20 protein-coding genes are annotated in these 17,717 nt (G+C 71.8%); 9 read left to right on the top strand and 11 right to left on the bottom strand.

Annotated features, from left to right (window positions below):
• Positions 1-30: 30 nt before the first annotated feature.
• A complete protein-coding gene (locus QRD43_RS09245; protein ID WP_285982195.1) occupies positions 31-336 on the top strand; it encodes a hypothetical protein in 306 nt (101 codons plus the stop codon).
• On the opposite strand, the gene pgeF is transcribed toward QRD43_RS09245, so the two are convergent.
• Both pgeF and maiA read right to left on the bottom strand, forming a co-directional pair.
• Positions 268-1,053: a peptidoglycan editing factor PgeF gene (gene pgeF / locus QRD43_RS09240; protein ID WP_285982194.1), complete on the bottom strand. Its 786-nt coding sequence runs from the start codon at positions 1,051-1,053 to the stop codon at positions 268-270. The two genes, QRD43_RS09245 and pgeF, sit on opposite strands and share 69 nt — an antisense overlap.
• Complete coding sequence (maiA, locus tag QRD43_RS09235; RefSeq protein WP_285982193.1) at positions 1,050-1,688, bottom strand: maleylacetoacetate isomerase; 639 nt, start codon at positions 1,686-1,688, stop codon at positions 1,050-1,052. The genes pgeF and maiA overlap by 4 nt, the downstream gene beginning before the upstream one ends.
• Positions 1,689-1,779: 91 nt before the next feature.
• Here maiA and QRD43_RS09230 point away from each other — a divergent pair, with 91 nt between their 5' ends.
• Positions 1,780-2,328 carry an NUDIX hydrolase gene (locus tag QRD43_RS09230; protein ID WP_285982192.1) on the top strand — a complete coding sequence of 183 codons (549 nt, stop codon included), beginning with the start codon at positions 1,780-1,782 and terminating at the stop codon, positions 2,326-2,328.
• A 49-nt stretch (positions 2,329-2,377) separates the two neighbouring features.
• On the opposite strand, the gene QRD43_RS09225 is transcribed toward QRD43_RS09230, so the two are convergent.
• Together QRD43_RS09225 and QRD43_RS09220 are read right to left on the bottom strand one after the other, a co-directional pair.
• Complete coding sequence (locus QRD43_RS09225; RefSeq protein ID WP_285982191.1) at positions 2,378-4,318, bottom strand: bifunctional diguanylate cyclase/phosphodiesterase; 1,941 nt, start codon at positions 4,316-4,318, stop codon at positions 2,378-2,380.
• Positions 4,319-4,355: 37 nt separating this feature from the next.
• A complete protein-coding gene (locus tag QRD43_RS09220; RefSeq protein WP_285982190.1) occupies positions 4,356-4,961 on the bottom strand; it encodes a transglutaminase-like cysteine peptidase in 606 nt (201 codons plus the stop codon).
• 335 nt (positions 4,962-5,296) lie between these two features.
• On the opposite strand from QRD43_RS09220, the gene QRD43_RS09215 reads away from it, so the two are divergent.
• The gene (locus QRD43_RS09215) at positions 5,297-6,160 is read left to right on the top strand and encodes an HDOD domain-containing protein (protein WP_285982189.1); all 864 of its coding nucleotides are present in this window, start codon (positions 5,297-5,299) and stop codon (positions 6,158-6,160) included.
• A 104-nt stretch (positions 6,161-6,264) separates the two neighbouring features.
• On the opposite strand, the gene QRD43_RS09210 is transcribed toward QRD43_RS09215, so the two are convergent.
• Positions 6,265-7,308, bottom strand: a complete 1,044-nt coding sequence (locus QRD43_RS09210; protein ID WP_285982188.1) for a M35 family metalloendopeptidase — start codon at positions 7,306-7,308, stop codon at positions 6,265-6,267.
• Between the two features lie 267 nt (positions 7,309-7,575).
• Positions 7,576-8,757, bottom strand: coding sequence for a rhodanese-like domain-containing protein (locus QRD43_RS09205; RefSeq protein WP_285982187.1), 1,182 nt, complete (start codon positions 8,755-8,757; stop codon positions 7,576-7,578).
• Between the two features lie 188 nt (positions 8,758-8,945).
• Here QRD43_RS09205 and sorT point away from each other — a divergent pair, with 188 nt between their 5' ends.
• From sorT to QRD43_RS09185, 4 genes are all read left to right on the top strand, one after another.
• Positions 8,946-10,175, top strand: coding sequence for a SorT family sulfite dehydrogenase catalytic subunit (sorT, locus tag QRD43_RS09200; protein WP_285982186.1), 1,230 nt, complete (start codon positions 8,946-8,948; stop codon positions 10,173-10,175).
• Positions 10,175-10,552 (top strand): SorU family sulfite dehydrogenase c-type cytochrome subunit, encoded by a 378-nt coding sequence (gene sorU / locus QRD43_RS09195; protein ID WP_285982185.1) that lies wholly within the window; start codon positions 10,175-10,177, stop codon positions 10,550-10,552. Before sorT ends, sorU begins: the two co-directional genes overlap by 1 nt.
• Positions 10,553-10,681: 129 nt before the next feature.
• Positions 10,682-11,464, top strand: a complete 783-nt coding sequence (locus QRD43_RS09190; RefSeq protein WP_285982184.1) for a hypothetical protein — start codon at positions 10,682-10,684, stop codon at positions 11,462-11,464.
• A 99-nt stretch (positions 11,465-11,563) separates the two neighbouring features.
• A complete protein-coding gene (locus tag QRD43_RS09185; protein WP_285982183.1) occupies positions 11,564-12,148 on the top strand; it encodes a hypothetical protein in 585 nt (194 codons plus the stop codon).
• 66 nt (positions 12,149-12,214) lie between these two features.
• Here the strand turns inward: QRD43_RS09185 and QRD43_RS09180 are convergent, their stop codons facing one another.
• The 5 genes from QRD43_RS09180 to QRD43_RS09160 all read right to left on the bottom strand — a co-directional run bounded on the left by QRD43_RS09180 (position 12,215) and on the right by QRD43_RS09160 (position 15,807).
• On the bottom strand, positions 12,215-12,982 hold the full coding sequence (locus QRD43_RS09180; RefSeq protein ID WP_285982182.1) for a LiaI-LiaF-like domain-containing protein: 768 nt from the start codon (positions 12,980-12,982) through the stop codon (positions 12,215-12,217).
• Entirely contained in the window at positions 12,979-13,377 is a 399-nt protein-coding gene (locus tag QRD43_RS09175; protein ID WP_285982181.1) for a LiaI-LiaF-like domain-containing protein, read from the bottom strand. The genes QRD43_RS09180 and QRD43_RS09175 overlap by 4 nt, the downstream gene beginning before the upstream one ends.
• Before the next feature lie 181 nt (positions 13,378-13,558).
• Complete coding sequence (locus QRD43_RS09170; protein WP_285982180.1) at positions 13,559-14,533, bottom strand: J domain-containing protein; 975 nt, start codon at positions 14,531-14,533, stop codon at positions 13,559-13,561.
• Positions 14,534-14,539: 6 nt separating this feature from the next.
• Complete coding sequence (locus QRD43_RS09165; RefSeq protein WP_285982179.1) at positions 14,540-14,899, bottom strand: hypothetical protein; 360 nt, start codon at positions 14,897-14,899, stop codon at positions 14,540-14,542.
• The gene (locus QRD43_RS09160) at positions 14,896-15,807 is read right to left on the bottom strand and encodes a J domain-containing protein (RefSeq protein ID WP_285982178.1); all 912 of its coding nucleotides are present in this window, start codon (positions 15,805-15,807) and stop codon (positions 14,896-14,898) included. The genes QRD43_RS09165 and QRD43_RS09160 overlap by 4 nt, the downstream gene beginning before the upstream one ends.
• Before the next feature lie 345 nt (positions 15,808-16,152).
• Between QRD43_RS09160 and QRD43_RS09155 the strand changes: the two genes are divergently transcribed.
• Both QRD43_RS09155 and QRD43_RS09150 read left to right on the top strand, forming a co-directional pair.
• Complete coding sequence (locus QRD43_RS09155; RefSeq protein ID WP_285982177.1) at positions 16,153-16,587, top strand: response regulator; 435 nt, start codon at positions 16,153-16,155, stop codon at positions 16,585-16,587.
• A 2-nt stretch (positions 16,588-16,589) separates the two neighbouring features.
• Complete coding sequence (locus QRD43_RS09150; RefSeq protein ID WP_285982176.1) at positions 16,590-17,498, top strand: dienelactone hydrolase family protein; 909 nt, start codon at positions 16,590-16,592, stop codon at positions 17,496-17,498.
• The last annotated feature ends 219 nt before the right edge of the window (positions 17,499-17,717 follow it).

Here is a 17,717-nt window from a genome sequence, read left to right as displayed (position 1 = left end):
GATCCGAGGATCGCGGCCCCGCCCGTCCGCATGTACCTCATCGCCATTGCCTGGCTCTACGTCGCCCTCATGATGGCCCTGGCCGAAGCGAGCAGCCCGCAGGGCAGCATCTTCGGCGCCTTGATCACCTTCCTGCTCTACGGCGTGGCGCCGTTGGCGCTGGTGATGTACCTCGTCGGAACGCCCGCCCGGCGCCAGGCGCGGCGGGCCGCCGAGGCCCTGGCGGATGCCCAGGCGCAGGCTCAGCCCGCGAGCGACACCCCGGCCTCAGGCCAGCGTGATGGCCGCGACGAGCCGCCCGCTGAGCCGCTCCCGACGGTAGGAAAAGAACCGTGAGGGCTCGCTGTACGTGCACCAGCGCCCGCCGCTGAGGCGCGTCACGCCCGCCGCCCGCAGACGCAGCGCCGCCAGCGCCGGCAGATTGGCCCGCCAGCGGGGCTCGCCGGCCACATTGGGCTGGTAGCGGAAGAGCTGCGACTGCGCCGGGCCGAGGTCCGCGCGCGGCTCCACGCCGAAGGCCGTCAGCACATCCGCCCCCACCTCGAAGGCCGCCGGGCCGATGCTCGCCCCGAGCCAGGCCTGGACCTCGCCCGGCTCGCAGGCGGCCGCCTCGCACAAGGCCTGGACGGTGTTCTCGAGCACGCCGTCGGCAAGTCCCCGCCAGCCTGCATGCGCGCCGCCGACCGCCCTTGGTGCAGCGAAGAGCACCGGCAGGCAGTCCGCCACCTGAATGGCGCAGCCCAGCCCCGGGATGGTGCTGATGCAGGCATCGGCCTTGGGCACCTTGGCATCCGGCGCCGCCCACTCCGGCTTCAGGCGCAGCACCTTGCTGCCGTGCACCTGCGGCAGGAAGACCAGCGAGGCCCCCAGCGCCTCGGCCACGCGACGGCGGTTCTCCTCGACGGCCGCCGGCTCGTCCTGCACCGCCGAGCCCACGTTGAGGCTGGCATAGGGCCCGGTGCTGACGCCGCCGGCGCGCGTCGTCATCAGCGCGCGCACCTGCGGCGCGTCCCACTCGGGCACGAGCCAGTCCGGATGCGGCCCGGCACTCATTCGGCGTCCGGGCAGGCGGAAGGCTGGGTCTTGGCGAAGGCGTCCAGCTTCATGCAGGCCTCATGGATGCGCATGACCGTGGGCACGTGGTCCAGCCGCGCCTTGAAGCGCTGGGCGTTGAAGATCTGCGGCACCAGCAGGCAGTCCGCCATGCCCGGGGTGTCCCCGAAGCAGAAGGTGCCGGCGCGGCCCTCGCCCACCAGTCGGCGCTCGACCACCTCCAGCCCCGTCTCGACCCAGTGGCGGTACCAGCGGTCCTTGTTGTCGTCGCTGACACCCAGCTCCTGCGTCAGGTAGCGCAGCACACGCAGATTGTTCAGCGGGTGGATCTCGCAGGCGATGTCCTGCGACAGCGCGCGCACGTAGGCGCGATCCAGCGGGTCGCGCGGCAGCAGCGGGGCGTCCGGGTGCGTCTCGTCCAGGTACTCGATGATGGCCATGGACTGCGTGACGGTGGCGTCGCCATCGCGCAGCAGCGGCACCAGGCGCGAGGCCGAGACGGCGGCATAGGACTCGTTGAACTGCTCGTTCTTCGCCAGGTGCACCGAGCGGTAGTCGTAGGCCAGGCCCTTGAGCGCGAGGGCGATGCGCACGCGGTAGGACGCGGAGGAGCGGAAGTAGTTGAAGAGTTCCATGGCAGGTTCGAGACGAAGTCGGGAGACAGTGGCGACGGGGCGGCCGCAGGCCGCTGGCGGTATGTTGCCACGGCCCCGCTACACTGGCCCGATGTTCCTCACCCGACGCTTCAAGCACTGCCCCAGCTGCGGCAGCCAGGTCGCCTACCAGGTGCCGGCCGACGACAACCGCGAGCGGGCCACCTGCACCGGCTGCGGCGCCATCCACTACGAGAACCCGCTCAACGTGGTCGGCACCCTGCCCGTCTGGAACGACCAGGTGCTGCTGTGCCGCCGGGCCATCGAGCCGCGCCATGGCAAATGGACGCTGCCGGCCGGCTTCATGGAGCTGGGCGAGACCACCGCCGAGGGCGCCGCCCGGGAAACCGACGAGGAGGCCGGCGCACAGATCGAGCTGCAGGGCCTCTACTGCGTGCACAACGTCGTGCAGGTCGGCCAGGTGCATCTGTTCTACCGGGCGCGGCTGCTGAGCCCCGTCTTCAACCCCGGCCCCGAGACCCTGGAGGCCCGCCTGTTCCGCGAGGACGAGATCCCCTGGGACGAGCTGGCCTTCCGCACGGTGCGCGAAACGCTCGAACGCTTCTTCGAGGACCGCCGCCGCGGCGAAGGCTACGGCCTGCACAGCGCCGACATCCGCTGAACGCCCCCGGTGAAGCCCGGGGCGTGCCGGGCGCCGGCAGGGCCCCGCGTCAGGGCTTGATCATCTGCCCCGTGGCCCAGGGCCCGGTGATGCCGTCGACCTCGATGTCCCACAGCGCCTGGGCGTCCAGGCCGTCGTTGACACCCTCGGCATAGACCTTCAGCGCCAGGCTGCGCAGCATGATGACCAGGCCGCGCACGAAGGCGGCCCGTGCGGCATCCGCCGCGATGCCGGTGACCACCGCCGCGTCGAGCTTCACGTAGTCCAGCCCGGCCTGGTAGAGGCGGTCGACCTGCGCCAGGCCGGCGCCGGCATGCTCCAGGCCCAGCGCCACGCCCAGCGGGCGGATCTGCCGGCCGAGCTCATGCAGCAGCTCGAAATGCACCAGCGCCGCGGACTCGCCCAGCTCCAGCCCCAGGCGGCGCGCCGACTGCGGGGACTGGAAGATCACCTCGCGCAGCCGCGCCACGAAGCTGCCTTCCTGCAGCGAGGCCGGCGCCAGGTTGACGCAGCGCGGCTGGCCGTCGTCCGCGATGGCGGAGAGCGCCAGCTGCACCGCGCGCAGATCGGCCTCGGCGCTGAGTCTGCTGCGCAGCGCCAGCGGCAGCCAGCGGGTCGCCGGCAGGAACTCGCCCTGGGGCAGCAGCTGCAGCTGCAGCGGGCATTCCCAGTGCAGCAGCAGGCCCTGCCGATCCATGACGGGGAAAGGCTGCAGGCGCGCACGCCCCGCATCCAGGCAGTCACCGATCTGCTGGCGCCACACGCGCTCGCCCTGCGAGGGCAGGTCCTCGTCCTCGACGCGCTGGAAGGCCAGGCTCACGCCCCCGCCCTGCTCCGCACGTGCCAGCACGGCGTCGGCCTCCGCGAACCAGTGCGACATCGGGCGCGTGCGGGACATGTCGATGGCGGCGATCGACAGCTGCACGCCCCCCTCGACCGTCCCGCCGGTCCCGGCCCCCGTGCCCCCCGGCAGGGCCGAGCGCAGCGCATCGGCCAGCGCCTGCGCCGTGTCCTCGGCCACGTCAGGGGCCGGCAGCCACAGCGCGAGGTCGGTGCCGTTGAGGCGTCCGGCCAGGCAGCCGCGCACGCGGTCGGGATAGGCCTTCACCGCCCGCGCGATCGACTGGATGAGCTGATCCACCTGCGCGTGCCCGAGCCGCTGGTTCAGCGAGGCCAGCGCGCCGAGGCGCAGCAGGATGAAGCCACCGCGCACCGGGCCGTCGTCCCGGCCCAGTGCCGACTCGAACTCCGCCAGGAACTGCTTGCGCAGCGTCAGCCCCGTCAGGCTGTCGCAGTAGGCCTGCTGCTGCAGCACCTGCAGCTGCTCGGCCTGCGCCTCGAACAGGGAGCGGACCTTGACCACCATCGTGTTGAGCGCGCCCGTCAGACGGGCCAGCTCGGGCACGCGGGCTTCCTCGATGGTCATGAACTGGCCCTGGACGAGCGCATTGGCCTGCTGCACGGCGGCGTCCAGCGGCGCGCGGATGCGGCGCAGGCCGACGGCCGCCAGCCCGGCGGCCACGAGGCCCACGCCCAGCAGCCAGGCGGCGATGCGCAGGAAGCTCAGCCACAGGGTCTCGTGGGCATAGGCGCTCTGGCTGCGGACCTCCACCGTCCCCAGCGCCTGCCAGCCGTTGGACACCTGCGCCATGCCCGGCTGCACGTCCAGCGGCAGCCAGCCCTTGAACCAGTCCGGCGCGCGGCCCGGTGCAGGCGCGGCAGTCTTCTCGAAGGCGACTGTGCCGTCCGCCCGCCGCCAGCGCAGCACCTCGTAGGCGCCGGTGTCGAACTGCGCCGAGACCAGCAGGCTCATCAGGCTCTCGTCGCCATGCTGCTGGGACAGCGCCAGGGCCAGGGCACCGGCGTTGTCCTCGTTCTTGAGTTGCAGCTGGGTCTGCAGCACCTGGCGGACCGACCCGGCAGACACCGCCACGCTGGCCAGCAGGGCCAGCAGCAGCACGGCGAGCAGCAAGGCCGCGACTTGACGCATCAAAGACATGGTTGGTGGTTCCCCTCGGCGGTATTCATTAGAAGCCCTCGGCACGAGCCTTGCCCAGCGCGTCGCGCCATTGCGACAGCCGGGCGGCCGGATTGCCCGCAGGCGCGCCCGCGACCCCGCTCCACAGCCCCTCGCTGTTGAAGCTGAACACGGGCGACAGGTCGGTCCGTGCCGAGGCCGGCCGGATCTGCGGCTGCAGGTTGTCCAGGATCAGGGGCTCGGCCTGCGGCTGCGCATAGTAGGCCAGCACCATGTGGGCCTGCGGCCGCCCGTCCAGCATGGCCCGGACATAGACGAGGCGCAGCCGGGCCGGCTCCACGCCCAGGGCGAGCAGGCTGAAGTACTTGGCGATCGCGTAGTCCTCGCAGTCGCCACGGCCCTTCTCCAGCGTCTCGAGCGGGCTCGCCCAGTAGTCGACCACGCCCCAGACCTCCTGGTCGTCGCGGAACTGGATGCGGCGGTTGTAGAAGTCGTTGACGGCGGCGAGCCGGGCCTCCTCGTCCAGCGGCTGGGCCTTCTCCAGCAGTTGCACGAGTGCGCGGGCCCCGTTCAGCGCCTTGGTGGAACGCGAGGCGGCGATGTCGAGGAACTGCTGGGTGTCGAGCGCCTGGCTCCACAGGCTCAGCCCGGCCATCAAGCCGGCCAGCAGAACGAGGCGCCCACGCCGCAACGCCTGCCGGGGCCGGCCCGGCCGAGGCGGGGCCGCCCCGGGCCGGCCGGGGGCAGGAAGGACGTTCGGCAAGCGCAAGGGGAACCTGGGTCGCTCGAAGGGTGAGGGGTCGGAGTCCGGGACCGGGCCAGTATCGCTCGCCCCTCCCGGCCCCTGCCCGGGATTTGCCTGGATGGCCGGCGGGCGTGCCCCGCAATGCCGCCAGAGCGGGGAATTTCCACAGTTTGCGCGCCGTCGCCGGCGGGTGCCCGACCGATAATCGACAGCGTCACGGCCCCTCCCGGCCAGCCCCCGCCCCCATGAATTCCCAAGCCATTCGCCAGGAACTGGACCAGTCCCGCGCCCACGGTCCCCTGCGTCAGATCGTCATCCCCCCCTGCCCCGACCTGCTGCAGCGCCTGCAGCACGCCATGAAGGAGGCCGAGCCGGATCTGACCGAGGTCGCCCGGATCGCAGCCAGCGACGTCGCCATGGCCGCCACGCTCTTGCGCACGGCCAACAGCCCGCTGCACCTGGCCGACGGCATGCCCTGCAGCACCGTCGGGCAGGCCATGAACCGCCTGGGGCTGGACGAGACGGCGGCCATCCTGACCGGCTTCGCGCTGCGCAACGCCATCCCGGTCAACAGCCCCCATCTCACGCGCTTCTGGCAGCGCGCCGCCAAGCGCGCACATGCCATGCGCTACATCGCCCGCCAGCTGCCGGGCCTGTCGCCCGATCTCGCCCATACCTACGGCCTGTTCTGCCATGTCGGCATCCCCGTCCTGCTGCAGAGCGTGCGCGGTTACGGCGCCACGATGGTGGAGGCCGGCGCCCGCATCGACCGCCCCTACATCGCCACCGAGAACGTCAACCACAAGACGGACCACGCCGTGGTGGGCGCCCTGCTGGCGCGTGCCTGGAGCCTGGCGCCCTCGCTGATGGCGGCCATCCGGCTGCACCACGACTTCGAATCCCTGGGCGATGCCGACATCGAGCCCGAGGTCCACACCCTCGTGGCCGCCGGGCTGATCGCCGAGCAGCTCATGCGCCGTCACGAGGGCCTCCCCGAGGACGCCGACTGGGCCAGCCACCACCAGCGCGCCATGGACTGGCTGCACATCAGCGAGGAAGACCTGGAGAACTGGAACGAGGCCGTCCAGGACCTGCTGAGCGAGGAATAGCGCTCCCGCGTCGCTCGCTCCATGAAAAAGGCAGGCCCGCGGGCCTGCCTTGTTTCATTTCATGCGGGGCGCCGGCAGCCGGCGCCCGATGAGCCCGCCCGTGCTCAGGGCTGGACGGGGTTGTTCTCGGCGAAGTACTCGTGGCTGTCGGCGTTGTCCAGGGCCTTGGTGGGATTGGACAGGGCCAGCGACTTGGCCGCGCTCTGGCCGTACGCCCAGTCGTCGGTGCCGGCCACGACGGTGAAGTGCGTCATCTCGTGCACCAGCGTGCCGCCCTTCGAGTCCGTCCCGGTCATCGGGGCCGACCAGAAGGCGCCGCAGACGTAGATCTTGTACGGCTGGTTCGGATAGACGTAGGCGTAGGTGCCGGAGTCCTTGCAGCTGCAGTCGAGCGTCAGGGGCTTGTTCTTGAAGGCGTCCAGGGCTTTCGAGTAGTGCGACTTGGCGGTGTTCCAGCCGGTGGTGCTGAAGGCGCCGAACCAGGTCTTGTAGCGCGTCGTGGCCGAGGGTGTGGCGCTCAGGTAGTTGTACGAGGACTGCGAGTAGTTCGTCGCCGCCGTCACGGCGCTGGCCAGCGTGCTCTTCTGCGTGGCCGTGCAGTTGCCGGTGTAGGAGATGGAGGCGGCCAGCGACGGTGCCAGGGCGGCCTGGGCCTGCGGCTGCGGCGTGCGGCCCTCCAGCCAGAGGTAGGTCGGTGCGGCGGCGTCCGCGGCCAGGAAGGCGGTCTGGCCGGACTGCTGCTTCGCCAGGCCGATGTACTCGATGGCATACCGGCCGTTCTCGCTGAGGTCATAGCCACCGGTCAGCTCGACCTGGAAGCTCATCGAGGCGCCCGGTGCCAGGCGCACGACGTCGCGCTCGGCAGCGGCGGTGCGCTTGACCAGGCGCCCCTGGTAGGCCACCGGCTCGCCATCGCGGGTGATGCGGAACAGCGCGGCCTCGTGCACCTCGCCCGGCAGCTGGGTCTTGGGCAGGAACATCGGCGTGCGCGAGGTGTTGGTGAGCGTCAGCGTGACGTGGACGTCCACATCACCCTTGAGCACCGGGCTCGCGACATCGAGACGGACGGACAGACCTGCGGCCTGGGCGGACACGGCTGCGGTGGCAGCGCCGGCCAGAACGGCCCACTTGACCAGGGAATGGTTCATTGGTGACTCCATCGAGTTTGAGGGGCGCCGTGCACCACCCCCGTGGCAGTGCACAAGCTGCCAGCGACTCTAGGAACCCCCTCCCGGGGCGCCAACTGTCAGGCCCTACAGGGCCCCGTCAGGTGTGCAAGGGACAGGGAAATCGGGAAAACATGGAGGCACGAACGGCGCGTTTCGTGGCTTCGCGCGACGGGCGGGCGCGCAGACGGCGCGCCATGAAAAACGCCGGGCACGGGCCCGGCGTATCGAGCAACGAGCGGCAGGCGATCAGCTGCCGGCCGACTCCACCGGCAGGCCCTCGGCTTCCCACTCGGGCAGGCCGCCGCGCAGCCAGTACACGGTCTTGAAGCCCTTGGCCTGGGCCTGCTTCGCCGCCTTGTAGGACTTCCAGCACTCCGCGCCGTTGCAGGCGAAGATCACCGCCTGCGAGGGCTTGAGCTTGTCGGCCTTGTCGAGCGCGCTGAAGTCGTCCATCGCCGGGTTGAAGGCGACGTCCTTGAGGCTCTTCTCGACGTAGGGCACCCACAGCGCCCCGCGGATGTGGCGCGCGCTGTATTCCTTCTCGATGCGGGTGTCCACCAGCACGGCGCCCTTGGCCTGCAGCTGCTGGGCCTCGCGCGCCGTCACGCGCGTCACGCCGGGCAGCTGCGTGGGCGTGAAGTGGCCGAGGTCCGCCACGCGCTTGTACTCCTGCATCTCCGGCTTGAACTTCGCCTGCGTCAGGCCGGTGCTGGCGGGCACGGCGGCAAACCACTGCGCCAGGCGCGCGCGGGCGTCGGCCGGCATGTCCTTCTTGACGACGACGCTGAAGCCGCCCGGCACCGGTTCGGAGCTGGCCAGCACCTTGGCGGCGGTGCCATGCTGTCCCTGCCAGTCCTTCCACTCGCTCTGGCGCACGACGGTGGCATCGGCGCTGCCCACCAGCAACGCAGCCAGACCGGCCTGCGGATAGCGCTCGTGGGCCACGCGCAGATCCTGCATCGACAGCCCGCCCTGCGTGAGCAGGCCGCGCGCCATGTAGGTGTAGATGGAATCCTGCTGCGGCAGGTAGAGGCGACGCCCGCGCAGCGCGCCGAGGTCGGCCACATCGGCGCGGACGACCAGCACGAAGGGCTCCGAGCCCTGCGTGGCGCCCAGCAGCTCGTAGCCGCGGCTGAGGGCCGAGGCCGCAATCTGCGCCGGGCCGATGAAGAGCTCGTAGCCGCCGCTTCGCGTGGCACGCATCATGTCGGTCAGGTCCTCGCTGGTGGCGAGGCTCACGGGCTGGCCGAGCACCTTGCCCAGGCCGGCCTCGACCCCCTGCTGCGAAACGATCAGCCCCGCCTTGCGCGCCGTAGGCTCGACCACCACCATGGCATTGACCGCCGCGTGCACCTGCCCCGCAAGCAGCACGCCCAGCATGGTGGCGGACGCCCGGCCCAGGACGCTCGCGTTGCCAGCTTTCCTCATGATTTTCCCCAACTGTTCTTGATAGGCCTGAAGCGTAGTGCGACAGGTGCTCACTCTCTGTCGAATGTCGGTGAGTTTTGTTTCAGATCGTCACAGCTGCGTCCTGTCCAGCGGGGACTTGCTGTCATCCGCTGCCCTCACAATGCGCGCAGCGCCCACCGGGCCACACCATCACAAGAGGAGCCACCATGACCACCAAGAGCCATGACGACCTGATCGCCCGCCGCCGCGTGCTGGGCGGAGCCGCCACCGCACTGGGCGCCCTGGGCCTCAGCGGCTGGGCGCAGGCCCAGACCTCGGCCACCACGCCGCTCGCCGCCCCCGCGGCCAAGCCGCTGCCGGCCTACGCTGCCTGGAAGAACCCGTCCGCCGTCGTGGTCCACAGCGCCACCACCATCGAGACGCGCCGCAGCGCCTTCGGCAGCAGCGTGATCACGCCGGCGCAGCAGCTCTACATCCGCAACAACCTGCCCGCGCCCGACGCCGCCATCGTCGAGAACCGCGACGCCTGGACGCTGGACGTCGAGGGCGTGAAGCAGCCCCGCTCGCTGACGCTGGCCGAGCTCAAGACGCTGGGCCTCGAGACCGTGGCCACGGTGCTGCAGTGCTCCGGCAATGGCCGCGGCTTCTTCCCCAGCAAGCCCAGCGGCACGCCCTGGACGGTCGGCGCGGCCGGCTGCGTGCTGTGGAGCGGCGTGCCCGTGCGCAATGTCGTGGCGGCCTTGGGCGGCCTGGCGGACGGCGCGGTCTTCATCACCGGCACGGGCGGCGAGAAGCTGCCCGAGGGCGTGGACCCGCTGAGCGTGGTCGTCGAGCGCTCCGTGCCCATCAAGGCCCTGGGCGACTGCCTGCTGGCCTGGGAGATGAACGGCGAGCCGCTGTCGCTGGCGCACGGCGGCCCGCTGCGGCTGATCGTGCCGGGCTACCAGGGCGTCAACAACATCAAGTACATCAAGCGCCTGGCCTTCGGCAGCACCGAGTCCAAGGCCAAGATCATGGCGCACGGCTACCGCATGACGCCGCCGGGCGGCCAGAGCAGCCCGGACCAGGCCTCCGTCTGGGAGATGAACGTCAAGTCCTGGATCAACGGCCCGCTGTCGGACGGCGGCCCCGTGAAGGCCGGCCTGGTGCAGCTCCACGGCGTGGCCTTCGGCGGCACGCGCGCGATCGAACGCGTGGAGGTCAGCACGGACGGCGGCCAGACCTGGCAGACCGCCCGCCTCGTGGGACCGGACCTCGGCCGCTTCGCCTGGCGCCAGTTCAGCCTCGAGGTGAAGCTGGCCCCCGGCAGCTACCAGGTCGCCAGCCGCGCCGTCGACTCGGCCGGACAGGTCCAGCCGGCCGAGCGCGTCGAGAACGCCCATGGCTACAACAACAACAGCTGGCGCGACCACGCCATCTCGCTGGCGGTGGCCTGATGGCAAGACCTGACCCCGCGCCGTCGCGGCGTCCGGCCCTGCTCGCGATGCTGCTGGGCCTGGGCCTGGGCGTCGGCACCGGCGCCGTCGCCCAGGGCGCTGCGAATGGGCTGGACGCCCAGATGCAGCGCGGCCGCGCCCTCTTCACGGGCAAGGCCGCCCCGCCTTGCGCCCTGTGCCACACCCTGGCGGCGGCCGGCAGCGACGGGCAGATCGGCCCGGTGCTGGACGAGCTCAAGCCGGACGCCGCCCGCGTGCGGCGCGTGCTGCAGAGCGGCCTGGGCGTGATGCCCAGCTACGCCGGCAAGCTGGACGCCGCCGACATGGAGGCCCTGGCGCAGTTCGTCTCCCGCTCGGCGGGCACCGCCGCGCCCTGACCGCGGGGCGGACGCGCCGAACGGCCGTTCGTGCACAAGTGCACGGCCCGGGGGCGCGGCGCGAGTGCAAACCCTGAGCGACGCCCGGGTGCCGGTTCCCTAGGATGCCCGCACTCAGGGAGAAATCACATGTCACGACGCTGGCGCCTGGGGCTGGCCCTGCTTGCGATGGCCGGGCTGCTCGGGCTGAGCTGCCACCAGTACCAGAGCCTGCAGGCCGCCTTGCCGCTGCCGCTGCAACCGGACCCGCGTGCCGCCGAGTACCAGGCCCTGAGGAAGCTCGCCGTGGTGCTGAGCAGATCCCTGAGCGAACCCGGCGTCGCGCAGGACGAGGTCCTCGAGTTCCGCGCCCGCCAGCGTGCGCTGGGCCTTTTCTCGGCCTATGTGAACAGCAGCCCCTTCCGCTCCGAACTGCTCCTGGTGGCCGACAAGCCCGCCTGGACCGAAGGCTGGCTGAGTGCCGCCGCCCCCACCCGGCTGCATGAGGGTCTGTCGGGCGAGGCGAACTGGATCATTCCCGTGACGACCGGGCTGAGCGCCCCGGGCGCCCCGGCCATCCGCTGGTCCTTGCAGGTGCGATCCCTGGAAGCGACGGCCCCGCCGCTGGAGGCCTCCCGGCTCCAGCGCCACCTGGGCGCCCTGCTGGTGTGCAGCAGCCTGGCAGCCCTGCTGGGCGGCCTCATGCTGGGGCGGCTGTGGCGCTCGGGCCGTGACCGCGACACGCGGCTGCAGGGGGCGGCCCACCCCGCCTGGGACGGCGTCCGCACCGACCTCGGCCCGCTGGACGACGCCGTCAGTGACCACATGCGCCTGCGCGGCGAGCTGGCCCGCCAAAGTGAGGAGCTCGCCGCCGTGACCGAAGCCGTGCGACTGCGCCGCGAGCAACGACGCCGCGAGGGCCAGCCCGCCTGAGCCAGGACGGGATCCGGACAGCGCCAGGCCTGGGCGCTGCCCGGCCCGCAAGCGCCCGCCCGCGCCGGCCGGCGTCGGCACAGCCGCGACAATCGCCGCATGTCCGCCCGCCTCGACTACCTCTCCAACCGCGACCGTCAGCACCGCATCGCCGCCCTGGTCATCGCGCTCCTGTTCGCGCCCCTGGGCTGGAAGCTGTTCGGCCCGCGCGGTGAATGGGTCACCATCCAGACCCTGCGCTGGCAGCGCGACATCGAGATCGAACGCCTCTCGGAGGTCCATGACTCCAGCTGGTGCGACGAGATGCCAGACGGCGTGCAGGAGGTCCAGCGCAAGCTGATGGACGACCCCACCGGCCAGCGGCCCGAGGCCAGCCCGCACTGCCGCTACACGGGCCTGCAATGGCGCACGCTGCGCGCCGTGCGTGCGCAAGGCGAGCATCCGCAGCCTCCGTACTGGGGCACGCCGACGCTCGCCGCCGTGCCGCCGGGGCAGCCCGGCGCCGAGCGCATCAGCAAGTACAAGGGGATCTACGAGGTCGTCATGGTCGACAGCCAGGCGCGCGACTGGACCTGCCGGCTGACCCTGCAGCAGTGGTCGGCCCTGAAGCCGGGCCAGGAGTTCCGCCTCTTCGTGGACCGTTTCGGCGTGGCCAACTGCAGCACGGTGCCGGGCGTCCGCTGATCCCGCCGATCCCGCCACGCCCGGCCGTCCGCCCTCACGGGCAGGCCCCGGGGGTCGCCGGCGGCATCAATGGCGGATGGTGATGCCCCCGAGCACCAGCGAGCCGCGGACTTCCAGTTCGCGGGCCGCGGCCAGCGGCGGATGGGTCTTGTCCTCGACCTGCCCCAGCACCGACGAGGCCGTGACGCGCACCCGGCAGTCCGTCGGCACTCGCAGCTCCAGGCCGGCCATCACGAGGGACACGTCGATCACGGCACGCTGGAAGCCCGCCTGGCTCAGATCCAGCTCGACCCCGCCCAGCGCCACCTGCACCTGCCCGCCGGTGAAGTCCTGTGCCTGCACGCGGACCTGCTGCCCGCTCAGCACCGCCTTGACGTCCAGCGGACCGCCCGGGTGGTCCTGCCGGCCATGGCCGAACAGGCCGGCCTTCCCAGGCATCCCCCCCTGGCCGGGGCGACGGGTCAGGAGCATGCCGCCCACGCCGATCAGGAACAGCGGCCAGAGGTCCCGGAAGTCCATGTGCAGCCAGCCCAGCCGGCGGAACAGCAGGAAGCAACCGATCGCGAGCAGCACGCCACCCACCACCTGCTCGCCCTTGTCATTCGGCGCGGCCGTCAGCAGGCGCGCCGCGCCCAGGGCGATGATGAGCACCGGCCAGAACGGCAGGTAGTGGCGCAGCTCGACGAGGTGGAGGCTGTCCAGGAGGAAGGTGCACCCCGCCAGGACCAGCGCCAGGCCCAGCCACAGCTGGTGGCTGGGCGCCCGCCGGGGCGCTGGCGTGGTCGGGGGGGTTTGCGGGCCCGACGAGGGGCCGGAGTGGTCGGGCATGCTCATGCGGCCTCCTCATCGAAACGTTCCAGGACGAAATGCAGGATCTTGGCGACGCCCAGCGCGATCAGCAGCCAGGGCCAGGACTCGCGGAAGCTGAAGTCATACCAGCCGGTCTCGCAGGCATAGAACCAGGCGGCGACGGCACCGAGGAAGAGCGCGCGGGTGAGGCTGCGGGCGCTCCGCGCGAGCACGAGGCTCAGGGCTGCGACGGCGGCGATCACCAGGGACCACGGCGCCTCGAACTGGAACCAGCTCGGCCAGCCATGCCGGTGCACCAGCAGCGCCACGCCCGCCACGATCAGGAAGATGCCGAAGCCGCTGCGCCCTTCGCCTCGCGCATCACGGCGCCTCCGTTCGGCGCGGCGCAACGCGCGCTCCTGCTGCTGTTCGATGTTCATCAGGTCCTCCGGTCGCCCGCGGCACGGATGGCTGCGGATCTGGCGGCACCATAGCGGCCCTCGTCGGCGCTGTCTTCAGGGAAGTTGCCAACGGGCTGCCGGGCGTGACGAAACGCAGGGATGCCCGACGAACGGAGGCTCATACCTGCCGCCCGCCCTCGGGACGCCTGCCCACCCCGGTTCAGCCGGGGTTGTACGGGCGATAGCTGAGGTGCTGGGGCAGCTGCACGCGCAGGAGGCCGTAGCGTCCCGGGGACTCGTGCCAGGTCGAGGGATAGAGCTCCTCCGGCGGCGAGCCCATCGCCTTGACCAGCGTGTCCTGGATCAGCGTCTGCACGTACTGCTCGCCGGCGGCCCCCACCAGGTTCGACACGTTCGCGTTGTTCAGGGCCCGCGTGACGTCGCCCACCAGCAGTTCGCGGTTCTTGAGGAGGTAGCTGCGCAGCGTCTGGGCGTCGAAGCTCCCGAGGACCAACTCAATCTGCGGGACGGTCAGCACGCCCGTGCCCAGGTAGATCTCCAGCTTGGCATCCAGCAGCCGGAACGTGCGCGCCTCGAGGTCCCGGGCACGCTCCGTGTCGTCCCGCTCGCGCAGCGCCGGTGACTGCTGCAGGAGCGCCTCCTTGCGGCGCAGCATCTCGCGCAGCTCGTCCTCGGTGTGGCCGCCGGCCGAGAAACGCTGGCGCAGCGCGGCCCAGTCGTCGCCCTCTGCCGGCCGCTGCGCCCCGTAATGGCCCACCAGCGCCGCGGCGCCCAGCGCGAGCACCAGACCGATCGCCCAGCGCCCCAGCGACACCGGCGTGGCCGCCCGCGCCGGCCCCCGCGCCCCCCCCCGGGTCCGGCCCGCGGAGGCGGCCCCTGCCGCACCCGCCGACCGGGCGCCCCGGGACGAGCCGGCCGCTGCCGCGCCCGCGGCATGAGCGCCGGCCGGCACCGCCGACGCCTGCTGAGCGGCCAGCGCCTCATCGTAGGCGGCACGGCGGGCCGGGTCCGACAGCACGTCGTAGGCTTCCGTGATGGCGGCCGTGCGCGCGGCGGCTTGCGGATCGTCCGGGTGCCGGTCAGGGTGGTAGCGCTGCATGAGGCTGCGGTAGGCAGCGCGCAGCACCTCCGGGCTTGCCCGGCTGCTGACCTCGAGGGTGTCGTAGTGGTTCACAGGCCGTCAGTCCTGGCGGTCAAAGGTGGTCTGCGAGCCGTCCCGCTCGAGCAGTACGAAGCGTCGGGCGTCCACGGACACCACGGCGTTGACGTCCCGGGCGAGGTCGCCGTTGTCGTCCCGGAAGGTCCAGACCAGGCGCTGCCCGTCCAGCTGCCACAGGCCGTACTGCAGGACCTTGCCCTCGGGCGTGCGGATCTCCCATTCGCCGTTGGGCAGCAGGTGCATCGGGGTCAGGGCCAGCCGCGAGGACTTCCACTGCCCCACGAACTGCGCGGCCTCCAGCTTCTTCTGACAGGCCGCCAGCAGGGCCGGCATCATCGCAAGGCCAGCCAGGCTGGCGAGGGCGCGACGGCGCGGGCTCATGGGGTGTTCATCCGCTCCTTGAGCTGCTTCAGGCGCAGCTGCAGGCGTTTGCGGTCGTATTCGTTGTTCGTCAGCGAGATCTCGAGCGCCAGCTGTTCGGCCTCGAACTTCAGCCGCTGCTGCTCCTCGGCCTGCTCGGCCATGGCCCGCTGCACCTCGCGGGTCGTCTCGTCGCCCCGCCGGCGGTTTTCCTCGTCGATGCGGCGCTGCTGCTCCTCGGCCCGCTGGTTGTCCACGCTGGTCTGGCGCTCCAGATTCTCGCGGCGGCGGCGCTCGGCCTCCAGCATCTCCATCTCGGCGCGGTTGGCCGGACGCACGCCGTGGGTCTGGTAGTAGTCCTGCAGCGCGGCCTGTTCCGAGGCGCGGCGCTCCTGGGCCTCCCGTGCCTCGATCTGGGCGCGGGCGCTCTTGGTGGAGCAGCGGGACACGCCCATGGACACGCCGATCAGCAGCGCCACCAGCAGCGCATAGCCCAGCAGGCGGGCCATGCCGGGCGGCCAATCGCTGAAGAGGCCGTCGGGACGGGCCGAGGCGGCGCCGATGTCCGCTCGCGCCATCAGGGCATCCGCACGCAGCGCCAGGGCATCCGCGCGCAGGCCCAGCGCGTCCGCACGGGTGCCGGCGGACGGCCCCCCGATCGTCGCCAGAGCCCCCGACCCGTAGCCCGCGGCTGCGGCCTTGGCGGCGGCGTCGAGGTCGGCGTCATAGCCTGCACGGGAAATCGGGTCGTTGAGCGTGGTGTACGCGACGCGCAGCAGCTGCACGCGGTCGTCGAAGTCCTGCTTCGGCAGCGTGGCGCGCAGCGCCTCGAGCGCATCCAGCTCCAGTCGATAGCCGGTCCGGATCTCGGTGGCCGTGGCCTCCCGTCGCACCCCCAGCAGCTCGTACAGCGTTCTCGTGTCCTTCATGCCCTACCCCAAGTGCCTCGGTCGAACCGGGCCGTGCTTGCTCGCCGTCGCCCCAGGCCGGGGCTACCTCTTGTGTGCCCATGACCGGGCCCCGCCAAGTGTAGCGAGGCTGAAGCGCGCTCCGGGCGGGCCCGCTCCATCGAGGCGACAGGAAATCCCTGCCCTCCCCCTCGCCGGGCCCGGGCGTTGGCCCCGCGACACACGGGGGGATCCCGCCGCCCCCCTGGCGACGCGCCGGCGCCAGCTGCCGCGGCGAAGGCCCGGCACTTTTGCTCGCGACCGCGACGCAGCCCCCGCGCGCGGCGCCGGCCCGCGTTACGCTTCTGCTTTTCGGAGTGGCGACCCATGGTGACGACGGTCAAGCGCGAGGATTTCACTTTTCTGGTGGTGGACGATTTCTCGACCATGCGGCGCATCATCGGCGGCCTGCTGCGCGAGATCGGCTTCAAGAAGATCCTGGAGGCCGAGAACGGGCTGATGGCCCTGCGCCAGCTGGAGCTCTCGGCCGAGTCCGGCGAGCCCATCCACTTCGTGCTCAGTGACGTCAACATGCCGGAGATGAACGGCTTTGAGCTGCTGGAGGCCATCCAGTCCAAGCCGGCCGAGAGCCCGCTGCGCAAGGTCCCCATCCTGCTGGTGACGGCCGAGGGCCGCAAGGACGACATCCTGCGTGCGGCCAAGGGCGGCGCCTGTGGCTATGTGGTCAAGCCCTTCAACAAGGAGACCCTGGCCGACAAGATCCACCTGGCGCTGAAGCACCGCGCCATCCTGGTGGAATGAGCATGGCACGGCGCTGCCGGCGCCTTGCCGGCCTGCTGTGCGCCCTGGCCCTGGCGCCGATGACGGGCGGCGCGGCCCCGGCCGCCACACCTGCCTCCACAAAAGCCGCCGCACCCGGCGCGCCGGTCCAGGTCCTCGTGCCCAGCCTCGAGTCACGCGGCGCCCGGCCGCTGGAACTGGATGGCTTCTGGTTTACCGCTCCCGGCGAGGGCCGACGCCCCGCCCTCGTGCTGCTGCATGGCTGCGGCGGGCCGTACGACCGGCAGGGCCGTCTGGCCTCGCGCATGCGGCACTACGCCGGGCTGCTCCGCGAGCAGGGCTGGCATGTGCTGGTGCTGGATTCGCTCACCGCACGCGGCGAGTCGGAGCTCTGCACGCAGCGCATCGGCACCCGCGCGGTGACCATGGCCAACCGCCGCCTCGATGCCCTGGGCGCCCTCGCCTGGCTCGCGCAGCGCGAGGACGTGGACGCCGACCGCCTGGTCCTGCTCGGATGGTCCAACGGCGGCAGCACGGTGCTGTCCGCCAGCAACCTGACGCATGACGACGTCGCCGCCGCCCGGCCGCGGCCCCGGGCGCTGGTGGCCTTCTATCCCGGCTGCGATGCCGAGCTCAAGCGGGGCTACCGGCCCAGCGCGCCGCTGCAGCTGCTGGTGGGCCTGGCCGACGACTGGACGCCCGCCGCCCCCTGCGTGGCCCTCGCCGACCGGGCCCCCGCCTCGGCGCCGATCGCCATCGAGCGCTACGAGGGCGCGTACCACGGCTTCGATTCCACGGCCCCTGTCACGCGGCGCAAGGACGTGCCCAACGGCGTGCACCCGGGCCAGGGCGTCCATGTCGGCGGCAACGCGGCGGCGGAGCAGGCCTCGCGGACGCGGATGCTGGCCTTCCTGAATGAGCAGATGCGCTGATCGTCGCTCAGGGCTCCTGCGTCCGCAGGGCCTCGTCCACGGCCCCCACCCAAGGCCTCCAGCCAGTGGGGATCGAGGTCCCGCTGGCACATCAGGTGCCGCGTCGGCGACGCCGCCATGCCGGGCCGCACGCCCCCCTCCAGCGCACTCGACTCGGCGCCCAGCGCCGCCAGCAGGTGGTCCGCCTCGGCCGGGTCGGTGAACAGGAAGTCGGCATGG

The sequence above is a fragment of the Roseateles subflavus genome (assembly GCF_030285365.1).
GTDB classification, from domain to species: domain Bacteria; phylum Pseudomonadota; class Gammaproteobacteria; order Burkholderiales; family Burkholderiaceae_C; genus Roseateles_B; species Roseateles_B subflavus.
This window is presented reverse-complemented; position numbering and strand designations above follow the sequence as displayed.